Raw genomic sequence first — 18,919 nt, forward strand, 5'->3', positions numbered from 1 at the left:
TAAAATCGTTTCCTAAAAGGCGTTGATTTCCTGTAATAACAGGGATCAAGGCCTTTTTTTATGATGGGAACACATGTTCTCAAAAAACCTCCCAACATCATCCCTAGTCTCTGCTTTTATCGTCCATTTCCCCGGCAACGTATTCGTTATTAGGGTGTAAGATTATATCATCGGGAATCAAGACAAGAGGACATACCGAAGACACACACAGTCAAACGTTAGCCGGCCATTAGGGCCGGTTTTTTCATGCGGTGATCGTCTCTGTCGGTTCCCGGGAATTCGTTGAATAGAAAGGAGGAGTCGTGTTGCCTAAGCAAGGGATGCTGCAATGCATGAGTACGAGGCTACGCCGGCTGAGAACACGGAAGTGGAAAAAAGCCTGGCTGAACAGCCACAACATGCGAACGCAGGGTACGCAAAGGTGGCATGCCGCAGGATGAGACAAGCCTTTAAGCAAAAGCTCATTGAAATTATTCCAGCGCTGCAAGGGCGTGTATACGATGTTCAGCCACCGTCGCAGACGGCAGAGGAGCCGTATGCTGTTATGGCGCTGGGCGAGGAAATCTGGAAGTCTTCCTGGGCTGGCTATCGGCAGGTTGTTCGCATCAAGCTGTACGCAGGACAAGCCGGGCTGGCGCAGGCTGATGTATGGGCGAATGCCCTGATTGCTGGGCTGCACCGGGAACCAGTGACAGGTGCAGGTGAGGACACATCGGCTTTTACCGCGCACTATTTGGGCGTGCGGGATGCAGAAAAGCTGGACACTGTTACGGGCAAGGCCTATAGAACGCTGCGTTTTGGCGTGTATGTGCCTGAGTCGGAAGGTGGTTCACCCGCTCCAGCAAACGGTGCTACACAGCCGGAAGAGTGGCTGGCCGCGCTGGTCCGCTGGACGCAGAAGCAACTGGGCGAAACGTGGTCGGTATACGCCAACGCATGGCCCGCACAGCCGGGGCGGCAAGCGGTACTATGGCGGATGAGCGGCTGCGAAACTAGGATGGCGGGAGCCTCCATGTATGAGCTGCGCAAACGGTTCATCGGGCATATTACCGCCCCGGACACCACTGAAGAAAACCGCGCAGCTTCCGCACTGATTGAGGGCTTTGCCGCTCAAATCCAGCTTCCTCTGGATCAGGACAAAGGCCGTTATATGTCTACAGCTGAAGCTTCAGCCGATTTGCAGGCGGATGCCATTTTAGATGGTCAGCTTCGGCTGACGCTGGTACAGCGGCGTATGCGCCCAGCTGAGGAAGCGGCGTTGATTCGCAGAGTGGAAATTCATCCTATTTTGAAATGAGGTGGTCCGAGTGACCTTGGAAAACCATGAGAAGGCCCCGGTATATGCCGGGCAGGAAGCAAGTGGCCCTCGCTATACGCTGGAGGAGCTAAAGGAGCACGCAGAACAATTGTTTTCCGTGAAAGAAGAAGTGCTGGCAGGCGCCTTTTTTGGCACACAGGACAAGCTGTTTACGGTAGCAGAAGCACACACTAAAATCGAACAATTTATGAAAGCGAAGGTGGACTAATTATGGCAGGCGGAACATGGGAAAACACGAATAAACCGGTATTGCCGGGTTTGTATATGAATTTTCAGGCAGCAGCAGCTTCAGCGATTCAAGGTGGGTCGCGTGGTACGGTCGTTGTACCCGTTAAGGCGAATTGGGGCCCTGTACGTGAGTTTGTAGAGATCGGCAGTGAAACGGCAATCAGTCAAATCTTTTCGGGTGACAGTCTGGACGGTGCGACCGCGTATTCGACGCTGTATCTGGCTTTGCTGGGCGGTCCGAAAAAGCTGTTAGCTTACCGTTTGGCAGATGATACAGCTGCTGAAGCATCTGTGACGCTGAAAAGCGGCGGTGAGACCCCAGCGGATGTGCTGCGCCTGAAGGCTTTGTATACAGGTAGCCGTGGTAATGGTTTTGCTGTAACTGTACAGCCAACTTTGGGTGATGAGCAAGCACGTGAGGTGCGCCTTTATGAAGGAACCAAGCTGCTCGGTACGTACAAAGGCAGTGACGGTACGGCTGCCTCCATTGCCAAGGCCATGAACGAGAACAGCGAAAACGTATGGGTGAAGGCTGAGGTTGTCGGCGACGGCGGCATTCCGGTGGATGTCAGCGGCGTACACCTCACTGGCGGCAACAGCGGCAATAGCAAGCTGGTTAATGCCGATTACATCGCGATGCAGGAGGCGCTTGAAGGACAGGAATTTAATGTTTTGGCCCTGGATTATGCAGCTGATCTGGCATTGCTGCAAAGCTTCGCGGCCTGGATCAAGCGTGTCCGGGGCGAAGGTAAAGGTGTAATCGCTGTATTCGGCGGTTCTGCGGCAGATGATATGTCCAAAACAGCCGTCAGCTTGGCCTCTGCACGTTCCCTGGCACTGAACCATGAAGGCATCGTGAACGTCGGTACAGGCGTACGTCTGGCAGGTACGGACTACAGTTCTGCCCAAACGGCTGCTTATGTAGCCGGACTGATCGCAGGCCAACGTCTGAATCAATCGGCAACATATGCGGTTACGCCATTTGAGGATGTAACCCGCCGCTGGACACGTTCCGAGCAGGAGCAGGCTGTCCGTAATGGTGTCTTCCTGCTGTTCTTCGACGGACGTCAGGTCAAAGCGCTGCGTGGCATCAACAGCTTGGTGAACCCGTCTGCCGGACAAAATAACGCATGGAAGAAAATCCGCTCCATCCGCGTTATGGACGCTATTAACGCTGACTTGCAGCGTGCAGCCGAAGAGACATACATTGGCAAAATCAACAACACGGTGGAAGGTCGTCTGGCGCTTATCGGTGCAATCAAAGAATACCTGGCACAGCTGTCGCTGAGCAACGTCATCGAAGCAGACGGCTACGATGTCATTCTCGACCCGGCTTACTACGGCGATGCACCAGTCATCAAACCGGAGCCGGATCAAGTGTTCCTGCAATGGAACGTGAAGCTCACCGACGTGATGGAGCAGCTGTTCGGCACATTTTACGTGCAATAAATAAGCATTTTACGTGTATAAGCAATTCAAGGCGATCAGCAGAAATAAAGTAGCTTGTTAACAACGAGGATTTTATGAAATCCCGAACTATATTATGGATTATTTTGAGGAGGAAAAAGAAATGTTGGATGCTTCAAGAGTCATTTTAGGTACGTATGGTCAGGCGCATGTGGACGGGGTGTGGCAGACGAATATCAATAAGCTGGAAGCTAGCGTAGAGATGGAAAAACGCGAGCTGAATCTCGTGGGCAACGAGTGGAAGGTGCACAAGCGCGGTATCAAAAAGGGAACGGGAACGATGAGTGGCTACAAGGTCACATCCGATATGATTCGTCGCGGTTTTAACCGTTTTGAGATTATTACAAAATTGGATGATCCAGAAGCCTTCGGACATGAAAGTATTCGTCTTATTCGTTGCACTCCTGACAAAATTCAACTGGCCAACTGGACAGCAGGTGAAGAAGTACAGGAAGAAACGACCTTCACCTTTGAAGGCTATGAGCTGCTAGATCCGATTGTAGCAAACTAAATTGAAAGACGGGGGATGGGATGCTGTCAAGCGTTCTGTTCCCCAAATACAAATGAACAATAAGGGAGAATGACTTATGAGCTTGAATGAGAATATGACAGAAGAACAAATTTTGGACAGCCTGTTTGAAGCTGCTGAAAAACTACCTGAGGAAACGGTCCGCATCAAGCGCCTCGATATGAAAATTGTGCTGCACGGCCTGACCTCGAGTAAGGTGGACAGCATTCGTGAACGCTGCACGATTCGCCGAACCGTGAAGGGGGCAGTAGATGAGAAGGTAGATACTGAAACGTTCAACGCCTTGTTGATTTCGGAAGCTACCGGCAAGCTAGAAGTGAAAGGCTTGTCCCTTAACGGTTGGGGCGATCCCCGGATTACAAGCCGCTTGAAGCTGTCCGGTGGCGAACAGTCTGTCCGCCGTATGCTGCTGGCGGGTGAACTGGACGCAGTAGGGGATAAGGTGCTAGAACTGTCCGGTTTTGGCGTTGAGATTGCTGACCTAAAAAACTAATCGGCTCCGGGGGAATGACGACGATGCTGTACCACTTGTGGGTCCGGCACCACCTCCGCCCCGGAGACTTTTGGCGGCTTTCCCGCGGTGAGCGTATACTGCTGCTGGCGTTTGCCGAACAGGAAATGGATAGCATAGCAGCTTCAAAATCATAAACAAGGAGGTGAACATGATAGATGGCAGAAGCATTAAATTACCGCATGAACCTTGTGATCGATCCTAAAAACGTCATTAAGGCGAACAGAGAATTACGTGCAATGGAACGTTATTTTGAGCGGATTCAAGGACGTGTGTTGAAAATCGGCCGCACCCGCATGGCCCCGGAAATTGTGCTGAACGATATGGCTTCTAAAGGCTTGGATAATCTGTTGAACAAGATTAATCGGGTCAAATCTCAGATTATTAACGCCTCGGGGAATGTAAATGTGAAAGTAAGCTCTCAAGACGGATCAGGCTCGCAGAAGGTTGATAATAATCCAAGTATCGTTTTGCTAAGCACTGCGGTGCAATTAAATACTGTTGCAGTGAATGCGAATACGACAGCTATTGCTGGTTTAATTGCTAAAGTGGGTTCTACGACGCCAGCTGCAGAGAAAAAAGAGGAGCCTAAGGGGGCATGGGCTAGCATAAAAGAGCTTGCTGGTAATGGTAAAAAGCTTGGTGATGGGATTAAAAATCTATCTGAAGCTCCTGAAGCTTTCAAAAAATTCAAGGTTGATTTCGCTAATCTTAAGGGACCCGTCGAAGGAGCTACTCGTACAGAAAAGATTAAGGATATTTGGAACAAATCTTTAGCTGCCGGGAAATCTGGGGGGGATTTTTTATCTAAATTTAGTGGTGGGGTTTCAGATGTTATGGAAGGTTCGGAGGGACTATATGGACAGGCTAAAAGCTGGGGGATGATAAATCCAAGCGAAGCCGCTGGTGTAGTACCTAGCACTGCAAGTTCAAGTGCTGCCGCAGATGCAGCCTCAAGTATTATCAGACCCAGTAGCGTTGCTGGTGCAGCTGAGGAAGCAGGATCAGGCTTGTTCAAAAACCTTTTAAAAGGTGGCGCGAAAAAGCTATTGGGTCCCTTAGGTTATGGAATGGATGTTATGAATATAGCTAAGGCTAAAACTGGTAAAGAACGTGCAGAAGCAATTGGTTCTACCGTAGGCGGGACGGCTGGTTCTGCGCTAGGTGGAGCTATAGGCTCATTTTTGCTTCCGGGTATTGGTACTGTGGTTGGCTCTACGCTCGGAGGTATGGCGGGAGACTTTGTTGGTGGGAAAATTGGTGGATTAGTCTCAGATTATGGTCCAGCCTTGATGGACAAAGCGAAGTCCGCTGGTAAATTCCTTGGAGAAAAAGCTTCCCATGTTACAGGCTGGCTTTCGGATAAGGCTGGAGACTTCGGTAAAGGCTTTTCTGATTTCTTTTCTTTTGGTAAAAAAGATGAACCTAAGAAAGAGCCAGCTAAGCCGCCTGAAGTACCTAAACCAGCAACCTCTAAACCAGCAATCCCACCTCATTCGAATTTAGGTAAGTCATTTGAGCCCTTAACGCCTATGGCTATAAATTATAGTGCTCGTGCAGTTGCAAACGTACCTCCGCAACCAGGTGGAAAAGGCGTCCCTAATCCTTATGGACCGATGGCTATCGCTAACCAGGGAGTCAATCCAAACCCACTACTGAATACTGCAGCTCATGCGAACAATGGAGCCAAAGCTAAAGGCAAAGGTAATGGTAATCCGACACCTCAAGTAGTACAGATCAGTCCTGAACAAATGGGAACACTGTCTGGCTTTTTGAAGGATTTTAAAACGGAAACCACCAACCAATTCAATCTTCCTGTGGGGGCTGTACAGGTCACTGTACATGAGAACAAGCTAGATGTGGATGGGCTTATTACGCAAATTGGCTACCGTCTCAAAGCTGAAATTCTGCGTGCAACGCAGAATACCAAGCCAGCAGGCGCTGGAGCTATGTAATGGAGTAGATGGTAGCAATGGGGAAGGAGGAAAGAGATGGAATTTAGTTTGACGGATGGTAAAGGAAAAAAGTTTCAGTTTCCAGTAAATCCTGAGGAAGTGACGATCTCACGGCAAAAGGGATTTGATACAACGACGATTTTATCCTATGGGGAGTTTGACTTCCCACAAGGGGAGAAGGTGAAGGAAATCTCCTTCTCTTCTTTTTTTCCGAAAGAATACAATCCAGCGTATTGCACATACAAAGATATCCCTGATCCGCAGGAGGCCATGAACACGTTGAATGGCTTTTTGTTATCCAAGAACCCGCTACGTTTTATTATTACGGAGACAGCCGTGAATGTGCCAGTAATTGTGGCATCTCATAATTCGATCTTTCGCGGCGGCGAGTATGGGGATGTGAATTTTGATCTGTCACTGCGGACCTGGAGTGATATGAAAGTTGCCAAAAAAGCTGGCGTCACGGGTAGTAAGGCGGCTGCGGTCAACAAAAAGCCCCGCACAGATATGAAAGAAAAGAAAAAAACATATACGGTTAAGTCCGGGGATTCCTTGTCCAAAATTGCCAAGCTGGAGTTGGGGGATAGCTCCCAATGGAGTCGTATTTATCAGCTTAATAAAAAGGTCATTGGACAAAATCCGAATGCAATTAAACCGGGGCAAAAGCTGGTGCTGTCATGAGCTATAAAGTCATTTTACAGGATAAATATGATTTGTCGCCGCTTGTGGAGAACATTAATTTGAGGGATTCGCTGGAGCAAATCGCCTATCAGGGCACGGTCAATCTGGTCGTTACGCCGGATATGCCCGCCATTTCCCCTGGGATGTCTATTCGGGTTAGCGGAATTCCTTATGGTAAAAAAGATTATGTTCCCTTGTTGTCCCCCGCAGTGGTCTGGGAAGTAGAAACCTCTAACAACGGGCTCAAACGTATGACGCTGACGTTATATGACCGTACGGTGTATTTGGACAAGTCCGAAGATGAATATTTACTTCCTGCCAAGCAGACGGCTACTCAGCGTTTTCAGAAGTATGCTAGGGACTGGAAGCTGAAAATCGCTTCATTGCCAGATACGAAAAAAACGCTAGGACGCGCCGTATACCGCACACAGTCCATCTATTCTATGATGCTGGGAGATCTGCGCGAAACGGCAAAGGCGGGGGGAAAGCTGTATCATCCACGGATGATTTCTTCCGGCTTGGAGCTGTACGAGCTGGGAACGAACAAAGATGTGTATGCTCTGGAGAGAGTCACGGATACAACTCAATCCCGTACGCTGGAAGGTGCGGCCACAAGAGTGAAGGTACTGGCTACGGCTGCCAGTGAATCAGGCAATGAGGTACCGTCCAAGGTGATGGCGCTTGAGGAGAAGGACATTGCCAAATATGGGACACTTCAGGTGATCGTACAGGATGACGAAGTCAAGTCTGGTGCAGCAGCACGTGAGTTGGCCAAAAGTAAGCTGAGAGGCATACAGCAAACGATATCAGTAAATGCACCGGACATGAACACGATCCGAGCAGGAGACGCGGTAATGTTAGGCTCCATAAAGTTATTGGTCATTTCGGTGAGCAGGGAATTAGGTAACCCCGGCAGTATGTCGCTGGAGCTCGGAACGTATGACGATGTGAAAAGGAGGTTTTACCTTGAATAAGGACCCCTATGGGCATTTGGCTACTGCGCTGCAATCTTCATTTCATAAGCATACCAAGCAAGCACTGAGTGGGGTAGGCGCGGTACTAGGAACGATCACCTCCACGGGACTCAAGCTGGACGATTTTAAACATGAGCTTCAGGATTATTTGGTCGCCGAGCTACCGGGGCTGCTGTCTGTACCACGTCATATGTATAAAGGCACCTCAACCGCAGTGGAATCGGAAAATTGGGAAGGCAAAGAGCTGAAAACTTCCTTTTATATCGGGGAAGACGAGCTGGAGGATGTGAATCTACGTTTGAACGAAGGTCTTAAGCCCGGAGATCGTGTACTTGCGGTTCGGGTGAATAGCGGTAACGATGTAGTTGTTGTGTGCAAGGTGGTGAGTGGACGTGGCTAATTTATTTCCCGAAACAGATGATATGATCTGGACAGACATGGATATGACCGACCCGGATGTACTGGAGGATAACCGCGCAGTATTTGGGCGAAGCTGGCGGTTTGATTTTGAAGCTGGTGAGTTTGTTATGAGCCCTAGCCGTAAAATCGTGACTACAGGCGAGAAAGAAGCCTGGGTACAGTGGTGTGAAAAAGCGATTCGCACTCCTCGCTACCGGCATGTGATCTATTCACCTGACTATGGTAGCGAGCTGGAGGAGCTGATTGGTAGCAGCTATGGGCACGGTGTGCAGGAAAGTGAAATTAAACGCATGGTCACGGAGGCGTTACTAGCAGATGCACGTACGGCTACTGTGGATCAATTCACGTTTCGCTGGGAAGGTGAGGCGTGCCATTTTAGCTGCCAGATTACGAACGTGCGAGATGAAACGGAAATTGTGGAAAGTGTGGTGATCTAATGGCAGACTTGCCGGAATATTTGGTAGACCAGACGGAAGAGGGAATTTTAAATCGGATGCTGGAAAAAGTGCCTTCGGACATGGATAAGTCCGAGGGCTCTTTTATTTGGGATGCGCAGGCGCCGGTAGCGTTTATGCTATCCGAAGCGGCAATCTGGGCGCAAGAGCTGCTGCGACGTGGCTTTGCCAGCACAGCAGCCAGCGACAACCCGGATTTTCGCTCGCCGGAGCTGGATTTGCGAACAGCAGAGCATGGGGTGACACGGCGAGAAGCGGTTGCCGCTTCAGGTATGGTCACGTTCACGGGCACAGCGGGAACGACTGTCCCGGCGGGAACCTTGGTGGCGACCCCGGCAGATGATGTATCCGGGGAAGCTTCCATTGAATATGCGACCACGGCATCGGTCACGCTGGATGAACAAGGTGCCGGGGAAGCAGCTATTCGGGCGGTTAATCCCGGGCGTAGCGGCAATGTGCCTGCGGGTGTCATCCAAGTGATGGCAACCCCGGTTAGCGGGGTGGCCTCTGTGATCAATACCGAGGAAACAAAAAGCGGCACAGACGTTGAGAGCGATCAGCTGTTGCTGGAGCGTTTTTATGCCAAGGTGCGGAACCAGGGCACAAGCGGCAACAAGGCGCAGTATACCCAGTGGGCGAATGAAATTGCCGGAGTGGGCGGTGTAGAGGTTGTTCCATTGTGGAAAGGACCTGGAACCGTAGGGTTATATGTACTGGATACGGACAAACGAGCAGCCAGCCCGGATATCGTGGCTGCGGTGCAAAAGTATATTGATCCGACGCAGGATGGGCAAGGAGAAGGGCTGGCACCAGCGGGTCCTGTGGTGACGATCATGCCAGCGACAGAAGTGGAAATTAACATCTCAGTCAAGGTACAGCGTACCAAAGAGAAGCCGTCCACATTGGATGAAATCAAAAAGCTGATCGAAAGCGGTGTGCGGAACTATTTGAAGCAGCTTGCTTTTTACAAGGAAGATCCGTTGGTACGATATACCCGGATTTCTGCTGTGCTGCTGGACATTCCGATTATTATTGATTTCTCTGAACTGAAAATCAATGGACAGAGCAATCAGAATATTGAGATTGGATCAGGTCAGGTGGCAGTGCTGGGGACGGTGAGCGTCAGTGAGTAACAATGGAACGAACAGCTTTGAAGATTTATTGAATAACCCAGACCAGGGAAAACGTGCAAACCGTAGTGACACTTTTGTTAATCGGGTAACTATAGAGGGAGATACAGTGGGCCAAATGAGCAGCGAGCGGGGACGCGAGCTGCTTTCCTATTTGCCTGCCTATTATGAAACCTCACGTGTGATGCGTTCCGATATGGATGCTAAAGGAAGCGAATTGGACGCCTTGTATCTTGCAATGGATGCAACGGTGGGACAGTTTTTTGTACGTACCGCCACATGGGGGTTGGAACGCTGGGAAATGGAGCTGGGGATCGAAACCGACCTGGCGAAGCCATTGGACCAACGGCGTGCTGTGGTGGAATCGAAGCTGCGAGGGGCAGGAACCTTTTCCGGCCGGCTTGTCAAAAATGTAGCTGAAGCGTACGACGGAGGCACGGTAGATGTCACTTTTCATCCCGCCGAATGGGGATTTACGGTCAAATTTATCGATACCATTGGGATTCCGCCCAACGTGGAAGACCTTAAAGCAGCCATCGAGGAGATCAAGCCCGCTCACATGGCGGTGGAGTACAAATTACGCTACCTGACCATTGCTGAAGTTGAGTCTATGACCCTCTATGAAATTGAACATACAACCCAGGATAGATATTTAGGAGGTGGCGCATAGCATGGCAAGCGAAAAGACACCAAATCTTGGCTTAAATCAAATTGACCGCACATCGCCCAAAACCACGTATTTTGACCTGGAGAAGTATTTGGATCAAAACTGGCGAGCTGTAGACGATTTCGCAGGTGATGTGAATGATGGTGTAAATGAGATCAAGAAGCGTCTGGATACAACAGAGCGTAAGGCGGTAACTCTCGAACCTGGGGTGCAAATTGTTCATGCGGAAAAGGCTGCCCCATTTTCGCTGACGGGGCTGAGCGGGCGTACGTTGGTGAATTTGTTGGGAAGATGGGGGAATTTGAGTAGCTTAAGGGGGGTAACACCGTATCAAGCTGATATAGCGCTAGATACTTTGAATAAAGGGACAATGCCTAATTCGTTAAAAGTAACGATCAAGCCTGGATATACCGTTGGAGTGGGGTTTTATAGTAATTTTAAATTTTTAGCTGGGAAATACTATGTTGCAATTGTAAGAGCTAAAGTAGGTAACGCTATAGATGCAGGAATCTCGGCTCCGAATGCTCTGGTAGAATCGAAAGTTGTAGTTACGGATAAGACTAACTTTGCTACGGCTTGGTTTAGGCTGGCACCTACTAGCGATATTATTACTAACATAGATTTGGTAACACAGGGTACTGTAGGACAGTATTCTTATTTTGAGGCTGCGCGTATCTATGAGATTTCTGCAGCAGAATATGCAGCATTAGCAACGATGACCGACGATCAAATTGACAACAAATATCCTTATGTAGATAGTGTAATGCCTGTACGTAATCCATACGCGGTCCGGTATGGGGAGAATTTGGCCCCACACTCTTTTTATTCTTGGGACACTGCGGTCGGAACACCTCTTATTAAAGATGATCGAAGTGTTGTTGTTTCTTCTTCAAATATAATGATATCTTCCATCTACCCATTAGTTCCGGGTCAGGCTTACACGGTTTCCGCTCAGTCGAGTGGACCAACGGGTAGAATACATGTAAATATGCAAAACGAGACTGCGGTTATCGGTAGTGTAACAGGTAGCGGAATTATATCTTATACATTCACAGTTCCGGCAGGTACTAAAGGTGTAGTGATCCGCTTGTTGGGCACATCCACTGCCGAAGTAACGATTTCAGACTTTATGTTCAACATCGGCAGTATTGCCAAACCATTCAAGCAGCATGAAGACTCCATGCTGGCACTGCAAACAGACCTATACGCCGATCCAGTTACAGGGGCTAATGCTGATACAGTGTTTGAATGTGATGGGCAATATTATAAAAGCAAACGTTGGCACAGTATGACGCTTGACGGCTCGCTACCCTGGGGTTACTTCGATTCAGCCGCAGGCTACAAAGTTGTACGGATACCTGCCACTAATGGAATGGTTGACAGTGAGAGGATAACAAAGTTTGACGGTAAGTTGGTTCAGCATGTTTTCCCGTTAAGCGGGCCGGATCAATCCCACCTTAGCCCAGAATCTGGTGTTGTGGGTCTGTCCATTTCTAGCGCAGACAGTGGATGGGGAGATAACTACACACCTACAACAGACGAAATAAAGGCGTATTTTATGGGCTGGAAGATGTATTTGGCTGGTCAAGGAGACGTTAGTAAGCCGTTTAACAATGAGGCAGTAGGGAAGGCGTGGTGTCCGCTTGATTCTATCTACGATTCGAACGGGACCGCAGCAACGCTGTACGTAACTACTTTGCCGACAACAGCGATAACATCCTTGTCGTACGTAAGATATGGAAATTGGTCGGCATACCAACTCGTATACAAACTCGCAACGCCTACAGCAGAGCCTATCATATCCGAAGGACAACTAACGTTCGTTGCGGGAGACAATCAGGTTGAAGTAGGTACGGGAATTGTGTTGCGCGAGCCTGCCGACGTATTTATGGAGACAGGAACTATGTTCGGCAACAGGATGAACATAAATAACGCCAGCTTTAGCGCGCGCTTGCTCAGGAACAGGTCTATACAACCGTTGACGGTATACAAAGATGGGGTCTTAGACACAAGATGGACTAAGGGCGTCGGATGGATCACGAGTGCGGGTACGTTATCGCAACTTTTGAATGCATCGGATAGCGACAGAGCATCGGCCTACAGTGTCACGTACTTTATGGTTGGTCTCTCACCCGTTGTGCCGTTCACAGGAATCTACGCAGCCAACGAAAAGACACTGCTGTTGGATTTGATAGACTGCGTGCAACAAGCAAATTTGCGCCTGTCTGTGGTGGAGAACAAAAAGGCGGACAAGGATAGCCCTTCCTGGATTACACCCACGTTGCTTAATGGCGTTACAGCAGAAACATCCTCAGTGGGTATGTGGCCTCAGTACCTTAAAATGTCAGATAATCTTATTAAGATGCACGGGTCAATAAAGGTACCGACTTCTAATGCAACCGTCACGTGTTTTAGGTTGCCGGAAGGATACAGGCCTAAAATCCTAACGGTATTAACCTGCGCAGCATCTGATGCGGTGTCCGCTGACAAAACTGCCGTAATTGCAATATCCTCTGACGGACGTGTTGAAGTAGTAGGCAGAGGGGGCTATGGTTGGATACGTTTAGATGCCGTTCAATTTATAGCAGAAGTTTAAGGAGGATAATATATGAAAGCAGTACCTAAAGTAAATACAGATGGCCTCTATCTGGAGGACAAGCTAGTGGACGATGCCTTTTCGGGTGTCGTCCCTTTTTATGCTCCATCTTCACTCATACTATCTGACACAGACCAGCAACAAGACATCTATGTGCGTACTACCGATAAATCGAGTGCCATTGATGAAGAGAATACAGAAACCAGCCCTGCTGGCTATACGGTTGGTATTCTAGTTCCACCGAGCTTATATCATCCTCTGTTTGATATTCAAGGCTGGTTGACCTATGAAGCAGAATATAACGAAACTCTGATTGAGGCACAAAAGAAGTACGAGAAAATTAGTAAGGAATCGCAAGCTTCATTTCAGAAGTTGCATGTTGAATGGCAAAACAAGCTGGAAAACGAACGTGGAGACGAACCTATATATTCTGCTCCGGCTTTTTCGACTCCAGAACGAAGAGACCCGACGACATTTTGGAGTGAAGGATTGAGTGAGGAAGCGGTTAAGGAACTGACACAAAAAGCAGAGCAACAGCCAAGTGAGACAGATCAATTGAAGCAGCGTATTGCAGATCTCGAAGTAACGCTGACCCAGCTCATGCTTGGTAACACAGGAAAATAACCATGTACTGACTCCTGTTTAGACGCAAAATTCTTATTTAAAAAGAGGTGAAGTCATAACTATGACTGCTTTAACAGAGACTCAATTGCGTATTTGTGCTTATGCTTGTGTTACCCGCTATGACCGGGGAGAAGGTAATATAGCAGCTATCATTGGATGCTACGCTTTAGATGAAAAACAACGTAAACAAGTGAAGGAAATGATTTTATCCCATCGTTCTGATCTGGTATTGGATAACGTAGAGGAATCGTCATCTATGGAGGTTTCCAGTGCACAGCGAGAACCGGTTAAATGGTATAGCTCTATTTTTCGTAAAAAAACGGTATAGAGCAGAGAGCAAAAATGCCTGTACTCAAAGGAGGAGCGAGCATGTATGAAAGAATGGATCTGATTATAATGGGTTTCTCCAAGCTGAAAATGAACAGACAAAGCAATCTTTTTATAACGATTCAATTTGGTCAGGGGGTAGAGCTGGGGATGGTGAGTATGGATGGATATTGACGAAAAAAAAGAATCTGTTATCCGAGATGTAACCGATGATTTTAGTAAACGAATGTTCAGTTCGCGGGGACCGGAGCTATTTTCCTATCTTCCTGCCTATTACGAAGCATCTCGTGTTATGCATGTCGATATGGAAGCAAAGGGTAGCGAACTAGATGCTCTATACCTTGCGCTAGATGATACGTTAGCCCAGTTTTTTGTTCGCACCGCCACTTGGGGGCTTGAACGCTGGGAAATGGAATTGGGTATCCCGATCCATTTGGAAAAGCCGCTGGAACAGCGGCGATCTGTTGTGGAGTCAAAACTTCGTGGAAGCGGCAAATTTTCAGGGGATTTAATACGGAAAATCATGAGCTCATTTGGTGTCGATGGGGAAGTGTATTTTTATCCGGTTGAGTATAAGTTTGGTATAAGCTTTGAAAATAGAATCCCTGAAAATATGATTGATTTCAAAAAGATCATCGAGGATATTAAGCCTGCTCATCTTGCTCTTTATATGAATAACAAAACAAGGCTTGCATTTCTTCATGAGAATGAAATGGTTTGTCGTATTCGATTACGTTCGAGAGTTCGCTTTTTTGGTGGGAAGCCATGGTATTTAGATGGTGTCGAGTTACTGAACGGAACAGCTTCTTTGTCCGGGTGGACAGAGGAACCTATGCGCTATTTAAACCGTACAAAAATGGTCATCAAGCATCGAATGGATCATCATCAGGAAGGCAGAATGATAATTCGAGACCATTATTGGAAGTTAGATGGAAGTATGAAGCTGGACGGTAGTCAGATGTTAAGCTCAACCGAGAAAGTTATTTCAGTCTAAACCAATATAACTTTTATTTAAAGATAGAAAGGATGGTAAGTATGGTAGAACAAGTTTTGACAGTTACGACTGCATATGCAAGGGAACAAATGGCTCGTGCCCGCGCTGAGGGAGGAACGCTGACAAAAGTAGTAAAAATGGCGTTTGGTAGCGGCGGTGTGGATCAAGCAGGGAAGCCACTGCCTTTGGATGGAACAGAACAGGTGTTAAAAAAGGAACTGGTTCAAAAGGATATTACGAGCTTTGAATTTATTGCTCCTGCAACAATTCGTTATACTTGCTCACTGGCAGAAAATGAATTGGTGGGTGAGACGATTAATGAGCTGGCTTTGGTAGATTCAGCGAAGAAGCTGACGGCCATCCGTACAATGAGCAACAAGATCAAAGATAGTGATATGGAGTTTGTTTTTGAAATTGAAGACATCTATTAAGGAGGATGAAGAAGTATGAGCATACAACAGCCACGCAGATTTGTTACTACCGACCAGGGACATGCAGACATCCTGAATGGACCGATTGATACGCTTTATGCTAACGATCAGGAATTGGCCGCACAGGTTGAAAATATCAAAAAGGACCCGGCTGGGAACGGTGTTGCTTCCAAGGAAGCGTTGGACAATCACGCCAGCAATACAGACCTCCATGTTACAGCAGCCAAGCAAGCGGTATGGAGTGCAGGAGAGGGAAATGCCAAACAATATACTAGGGATTATGCAGCACCTAAGGCGCATACGCATCCTGCAACGGATTTACCATCTGCTTCTACGCAGGCTAGGGGGATTGTACAGCTCGACACTTCTGTAAGCAGTGGAGCTACAGATCGGGCAGCTACACCGAGCGCCACCAAACAGGCATATGACCGGGCAAATGAGGCATACAGCCGGGCAGACCAAGCTTTTACGCAAGCCGTTGATTTTAAAAATAAAATTGTAGGCGCGATCAACGGCAAGTTCGGAGGCGCCAATCCTGACATGAGCAGCGATCAGATAGCAACAGTAATTACTAATGCACCTATAGTGAAATATGCCGAAGGGACAATAGTCCGGAATGGGGATAATATAAGTGTAAATGATGGCTATGATATAGGTCTACCTGCCACGGCTTCTGTATCGTATACAATTCCGGTGGCATTTACCGTAAGTAAAATATTTGTTTACTTGTTGGGATATGCGTACTTCCATTCCGGTGGTTGGAATGGCAAGACCATGCCGAGTGGAATCTCACTGGTAACCCCTAGTTCGAATGGTCGATTATCCAATGAGGTCGGTGAATTCATCGTAAGTATAAACTCAAGTAATCTACTTACGGTCACAATGAATATGAGTTCTGGCACTACGACAAGTTCAACCGGAAGGTATTATAAATTAAATAACATTCAATGGTGGGCAATCGGTTAAAGGAATTATGTGATGAAATCAACGATTGACGACGGCTTTGGACTTTATCCTCAATAAAAAAAGCTATTTAGGGAGCAGGTAGTTTTGCAGTTGGAATATGGACTCTATTTTTAGGCTGTCCTGACTTATGAGGGGAAGTGGCATCATGAATGAACAAATCTGAAAAGCCTTTGCAACCAAATTTGTACATCTTATCCTTGCTGACCGCCGTACTGTTGAAGACGCCAGAAGCATTGCATGAACTCATAAGGCTTATATTAAAGAAGTAGCGCCAGTTATACAGGTGGAAGAACGAGCGACATCGCAAAAATTACTCACACGCTCACACAGAGCGTGTTTTTTATGCCCTTGGACAACCAAGGGCATTCATTTTACACCTAGGTTCAAAAGGGGGAACAAACATGCATGAAAAGATCGATCAGATTTGGCTGGGGTTTTCCACGGGGACCTTGATCGGTTATTTTTTTGGGGGGTGGACCACAATGTTGACGTTGCTGTGGTGGATGGTCGTGATCGACTTTTTCACCGGATGGGCAGCGGCCTGGATTAATGGGGAGCTCAAAAGCCGCCAGGGGTATTACGGTATTTTTCGCAAGGTTACCGTGTTTTTGCTCATTACGGTAGCTCATCTAATCGACGGTATTCTCGGGGATGCACATTACTTCCGGGATGCCGTCGTTTTCTTTTATTTAGCGAACGAGCTGTTGTCCATTATTGAAAATGTGGGCAGAATGGGAGTGCCGATGCCGAATATTTTGCGGAATGCAGTAGCTATTTTTGAGTCCAAGTCGAGTGGAGAAAAAATAAAGCCAACCGACCCTTCCGACAAAAAAAATAAAGCTTCATAAAGTGCCGCCAGTGGCCACTACAAAATAGGCAGACTACCTTTTTGCCCTTTTTTCGGTGTAAAAGTGGAAAAGCCCAGACCGTATGGATGGTCCAAGCATATGGATAACAGAGACAAAGTGAGCTACAACATTATGAATGATAAGGAGGGAACGCCTTATGCAGAATCGCAGCCCTAACGCTGCCGAAGGCATTGACGTGTCCCGATATCAGGGAACAATTGATTGGAAGCGTGTACGAGCCGATGGTAAATCGTTTGCATTTATTAAAGCGAGTCAAGGACAGCGTTACGTCGATCCGACATTTATCACGAATGCAAAAGGGATCAAGGCAGCCGGGATTCTGCTGGGAGCTTACCATTTTGTAGATGCAACCACTGTAAATGCAGCAAAAGCGGAAGCCAGGCATTTCGCCGAGGTGCTGGATCAGGTGGGTGGTGCGAAAGCGCTGGACTTGCCAGCGGTAATGGATTACGAAAATAATCCGGGAGGGCTTAGCTCGGCCGCGATTCATGAGGTTGCGTTGGCATTTTTAACAGAATTTGAACGGGTAAGCGGCCGTAAGCCGATGGTATATACAGGGAATGCTTTTGCCGCCCATTTCAAAGCGCCATTGGGTAGTTATAAGCTGTGGATTGCACGTTATAGTACACGGGTGCCCGGCGACACCACAGCATGGAAGAACTGGGACTTTTGGCAATACAGCGATAGTGGACGGGTTGATGGAATTCAAGGGCCGGTTGACCTGAATGTATACGCCGGAACAGAGGCCGAGCTACGCCAAGCATTTGCAGGAGAAGAGGGGGATGAGCCAATGACAGCAGAGGAAAAAGCGGCATTTAAGGCCCTGCAGCAGCAGGTCGCCGCTCTTGAAAACAGCAAAGATGTGCTCAAGCAGACGTTGAATGAACAAAGCGCTTATATTAAAAAGGTAGATCAGCGGGTAGCTGAACTGGAGGCGCGTCAGGCTATGCCTGTACCGGCCTGGGCGAAGGAAGCGATGGCTGCCGCTGATGCATTTAATCCGGCAAGCCCGATTGTGGATGCGAAACTGCCAAGCAGTTACGATTTTTATCGCTTACTGGTCGTACTGAACCGTCTGGATGTGTTTAAAAAAAATAAATGACCTTTTGCAAATCATATGCCCGGAAGGGATTATTTTCATGTGAACCAAGCCATACACCTGAAACGTAAATTGACAGGCGGTTCAAAGGCAACCGCCTGCACTTATTGTAAAGTAATGTTCTTCATGATTTTTACATAAGCTGAACTCGAACGCTTTAAAAGTGTGAATCATTGGGTGAAAATGCAGCATGTCTACCAGCCCAATCGAGCTGTAAAGGCCCCTGTCTGTTTGTTTATTTCAGAACATACCTGGGAATTAGGATATAAAGGATGGGAATTGTATTGTAAGGGGGAAATGTTCACGCATAAAGTGCCTGGAGATCATTTCTCTATCGTAAAAGGAGCCCAAGCCGTGACTGTAGGTTTGGTGCTGAATACATTTTTGGGGTAAGATCATACTCCTGCTTGGAGGTTGAAGACCCCAAGCAGGAGTATTTATTTGATATGATTGTGTAAATTGGTTTGTAATATTAATTGACATGATGTATAAAAACATATGGTAATGTATGAAAAACCCCCTTGTCTGCTTCCAGATTTTATAGTAAAGTATCCAATAATCAACTTTGTTTGAGCATAATATTCACTGTTTGTGAGTATATATCACACTTTCACCACGACCTGACATACTCCTCTTTCTATTTATTACATCACATCTATTCATTACCCTATAGCATCC

22 protein-coding genes are annotated in these 18,919 nt (G+C 47.6%); all 22 read left to right on the forward strand.

The annotated features are described in order from the left end of the window. Positions 1-328 precede the first annotated feature (328 nt). The 22 genes from WA407_RS10115 to WA407_RS10220 all read left to right on the forward strand — a co-directional run bounded on the left by WA407_RS10115 (position 329) and on the right by WA407_RS10220 (position 18,244). Positions 329-1,297 (forward strand): hypothetical protein, encoded by a 969-nt coding sequence (locus WA407_RS10115; RefSeq protein ID WP_336077302.1) that lies wholly within the window; start codon positions 329-331, stop codon positions 1,295-1,297. Between the two features lie 10 nt (positions 1,298-1,307). Continuing rightward, positions 1,308-1,526, forward strand: coding sequence for a hypothetical protein (locus WA407_RS10120; RefSeq protein ID WP_013309120.1), 219 nt, complete (start codon positions 1,308-1,310; stop codon positions 1,524-1,526). 2 nt (positions 1,527-1,528) lie between these two features. Continuing rightward, the gene (locus WA407_RS10125; protein ID WP_336077303.1) at positions 1,529-2,995 is read left to right on the forward strand and encodes a phage tail sheath family protein; all 1,467 of its coding nucleotides are present in this window, start codon (positions 1,529-1,531) and stop codon (positions 2,993-2,995) included. A gap of 121 nt (positions 2,996-3,116) precedes the next feature. Next, entirely contained in the window at positions 3,117-3,524 is a 408-nt protein-coding gene (locus tag WA407_RS10130; protein WP_007429163.1) for a phage tail tube protein, read from the forward strand. A gap of 76 nt (positions 3,525-3,600) precedes the next feature. Beyond that, positions 3,601-4,035: a phage tail assembly chaperone gene (locus tag WA407_RS10135; protein ID WP_007429164.1), complete on the forward strand. Its 435-nt coding sequence runs from the start codon at positions 3,601-3,603 to the stop codon at positions 4,033-4,035. A gap of 23 nt (positions 4,036-4,058) precedes the next feature. Further along, positions 4,059-4,190, forward strand: a complete 132-nt coding sequence (locus tag WA407_RS10140) for a hypothetical protein (RefSeq protein WP_336077304.1) — start codon at positions 4,059-4,061, stop codon at positions 4,188-4,190. Between the two features lie 21 nt (positions 4,191-4,211). Beyond that, positions 4,212-6,008, forward strand: a complete 1,797-nt coding sequence (locus tag WA407_RS10145) for a hypothetical protein (RefSeq protein ID WP_336077305.1) — start codon at positions 4,212-4,214, stop codon at positions 6,006-6,008. 36 nt (positions 6,009-6,044) lie between these two features. Continuing rightward, positions 6,045-6,689: a LysM peptidoglycan-binding domain-containing protein gene (locus WA407_RS10150; protein WP_061830304.1), complete on the forward strand. Its 645-nt coding sequence runs from the start codon at positions 6,045-6,047 to the stop codon at positions 6,687-6,689. Beyond that, positions 6,686-7,663 (forward strand): XkdQ/YqbQ family protein, encoded by a 978-nt coding sequence (locus WA407_RS10155; protein WP_336077306.1) that lies wholly within the window; start codon positions 6,686-6,688, stop codon positions 7,661-7,663. Before WA407_RS10150 ends, WA407_RS10155 begins: the two co-directional genes overlap by 4 nt. Further along, a complete protein-coding gene (locus tag WA407_RS10160; protein WP_254350949.1) occupies positions 7,656-8,063 on the forward strand; it encodes a hypothetical protein in 408 nt (135 codons plus the stop codon). Before WA407_RS10155 ends, WA407_RS10160 begins: the two co-directional genes overlap by 8 nt. After that, positions 8,056-8,520: a DUF2634 domain-containing protein gene (locus WA407_RS10165; RefSeq protein ID WP_336077307.1), complete on the forward strand. Its 465-nt coding sequence runs from the start codon at positions 8,056-8,058 to the stop codon at positions 8,518-8,520. The genes WA407_RS10160 and WA407_RS10165 overlap by 8 nt, the downstream gene beginning before the upstream one ends. Further along, entirely contained in the window at positions 8,520-9,671 is a 1,152-nt protein-coding gene (locus WA407_RS10170) for a baseplate J/gp47 family protein (protein WP_336077308.1), read from the forward strand. Before WA407_RS10165 ends, WA407_RS10170 begins: the two co-directional genes overlap by 1 nt. Then, on the forward strand, positions 9,664-10,338 hold the full coding sequence (locus WA407_RS10175) for a YmfQ family protein (protein WP_069291309.1): 675 nt from the start codon (positions 9,664-9,666) through the stop codon (positions 10,336-10,338). Before WA407_RS10170 ends, WA407_RS10175 begins: the two co-directional genes overlap by 8 nt. A 1-nt stretch (position 10,339) precedes the next feature. Further along, positions 10,340-12,931, forward strand: coding sequence for a hypothetical protein (locus tag WA407_RS10180; RefSeq protein ID WP_336077309.1), 2,592 nt, complete (start codon positions 10,340-10,342; stop codon positions 12,929-12,931). Positions 12,932-12,943: 12 nt separating this feature from the next. Next, positions 12,944-13,555, forward strand: coding sequence for a hypothetical protein (locus WA407_RS10185; RefSeq protein ID WP_336077310.1), 612 nt, complete (start codon positions 12,944-12,946; stop codon positions 13,553-13,555). A gap of 61 nt (positions 13,556-13,616) precedes the next feature. Further along, the gene (locus tag WA407_RS10190) at positions 13,617-13,883 is read left to right on the forward strand and encodes a hypothetical protein (RefSeq protein ID WP_235307579.1); all 267 of its coding nucleotides are present in this window, start codon (positions 13,617-13,619) and stop codon (positions 13,881-13,883) included. A gap of 41 nt (positions 13,884-13,924) precedes the next feature. Further along, the gene (locus WA407_RS10195; protein WP_268819832.1) at positions 13,925-14,056 is read left to right on the forward strand and encodes a hypothetical protein; all 132 of its coding nucleotides are present in this window, start codon (positions 13,925-13,927) and stop codon (positions 14,054-14,056) included. A gap of 52 nt (positions 14,057-14,108) precedes the next feature. Then, on the forward strand, positions 14,109-14,876 hold the full coding sequence (locus WA407_RS10200; protein WP_235307580.1) for a putative phage tail protein: 768 nt from the start codon (positions 14,109-14,111) through the stop codon (positions 14,874-14,876). Between the two features lie 41 nt (positions 14,877-14,917). Further along, positions 14,918-15,307: a phage tail-collar fiber domain-containing protein gene (locus tag WA407_RS10205; RefSeq protein ID WP_336077312.1), complete on the forward strand. Its 390-nt coding sequence runs from the start codon at positions 14,918-14,920 to the stop codon at positions 15,305-15,307. Positions 15,308-15,322: 15 nt separating this feature from the next. Continuing rightward, positions 15,323-16,273 carry a phage tail protein gene (locus WA407_RS10210; RefSeq protein WP_235307582.1) on the forward strand — a complete coding sequence of 317 codons (951 nt, stop codon included), beginning with the start codon at positions 15,323-15,325 and terminating at the stop codon, positions 16,271-16,273. 401 nt (positions 16,274-16,674) lie between these two features. Next, positions 16,675-17,121 (forward strand): phage holin family protein, encoded by a 447-nt coding sequence (locus WA407_RS10215; RefSeq protein WP_235307583.1) that lies wholly within the window; start codon positions 16,675-16,677, stop codon positions 17,119-17,121. Between the two features lie 157 nt (positions 17,122-17,278). Next, on the forward strand, positions 17,279-18,244 hold the full coding sequence (locus WA407_RS10220; protein ID WP_235307584.1) for a glycoside hydrolase family 25 protein: 966 nt from the start codon (positions 17,279-17,281) through the stop codon (positions 18,242-18,244). Positions 18,245-18,919 lie beyond the last annotated feature (675 nt).

The organism is Paenibacillus sp. 203 (assembly GCF_037027525.1).
In the GTDB taxonomy this organism is placed as follows: domain Bacteria; phylum Bacillota; class Bacilli; order Paenibacillales; family Paenibacillaceae; genus Paenibacillus; species Paenibacillus polymyxa_B.

Excerpts from the sequence above, each read along its gene's own strand:
- WA407_RS10115 (WP_336077302.1), top strand. The coding sequence starts at position 329 with ATGCATGAGTACGAGGCTACGCCGGCTGAGAACACGGAAGTGGAAAAA.
- WA407_RS10125 (WP_336077303.1), top strand. The coding sequence starts at position 1,529 with ATGGCAGGCGGAACATGGGAAAACACGAATAAACCGGTATTGCCGGGT.
- WA407_RS10130 (WP_007429163.1), top strand. The coding sequence starts at position 3,117 with ATGTTGGATGCTTCAAGAGTCATTTTAGGTACGTATGGTCAGGCGCAT.
- WA407_RS10135 (WP_007429164.1), top strand. The coding sequence starts at position 3,601 with ATGAGCTTGAATGAGAATATGACAGAAGAACAAATTTTGGACAGCCTG.
- WA407_RS10140 (WP_336077304.1), top strand. The coding sequence starts at position 4,059 with ATGCTGTACCACTTGTGGGTCCGGCACCACCTCCGCCCCGGAGACTTT.
- WA407_RS10145 (WP_336077305.1), top strand. The coding sequence starts at position 4,212 with ATGGCAGAAGCATTAAATTACCGCATGAACCTTGTGATCGATCCTAAA.
- WA407_RS10150 (WP_061830304.1), top strand. The coding sequence starts at position 6,045 with ATGGAATTTAGTTTGACGGATGGTAAAGGAAAAAAGTTTCAGTTTCCA.
- WA407_RS10155 (WP_336077306.1), top strand. The coding sequence starts at position 6,686 with ATGAGCTATAAAGTCATTTTACAGGATAAATATGATTTGTCGCCGCTT.
- WA407_RS10170 (WP_336077308.1), top strand. The coding sequence starts at position 8,520 with ATGGCAGACTTGCCGGAATATTTGGTAGACCAGACGGAAGAGGGAATT.
- WA407_RS10180 (WP_336077309.1), top strand. The coding sequence starts at position 10,340 with ATGGCAAGCGAAAAGACACCAAATCTTGGCTTAAATCAAATTGACCGC.
- WA407_RS10185 (WP_336077310.1), top strand. The coding sequence starts at position 12,944 with ATGAAAGCAGTACCTAAAGTAAATACAGATGGCCTCTATCTGGAGGAC.
- WA407_RS10190 (WP_235307579.1), top strand. The coding sequence starts at position 13,617 with ATGACTGCTTTAACAGAGACTCAATTGCGTATTTGTGCTTATGCTTGT.
- WA407_RS10195 (WP_268819832.1), top strand. The coding sequence starts at position 13,925 with ATGTATGAAAGAATGGATCTGATTATAATGGGTTTCTCCAAGCTGAAA.
- WA407_RS10200 (WP_235307580.1), top strand. The coding sequence starts at position 14,109 with ATGTTCAGTTCGCGGGGACCGGAGCTATTTTCCTATCTTCCTGCCTAT.
- WA407_RS10205 (WP_336077312.1), top strand. The coding sequence starts at position 14,918 with ATGGTAGAACAAGTTTTGACAGTTACGACTGCATATGCAAGGGAACAA.
- WA407_RS10210 (WP_235307582.1), top strand. The coding sequence starts at position 15,323 with ATGAGCATACAACAGCCACGCAGATTTGTTACTACCGACCAGGGACAT.
- WA407_RS10215 (WP_235307583.1), top strand. The coding sequence starts at position 16,675 with ATGCATGAAAAGATCGATCAGATTTGGCTGGGGTTTTCCACGGGGACC.
- WA407_RS10220 (WP_235307584.1), top strand. The coding sequence starts at position 17,279 with ATGCAGAATCGCAGCCCTAACGCTGCCGAAGGCATTGACGTGTCCCGA.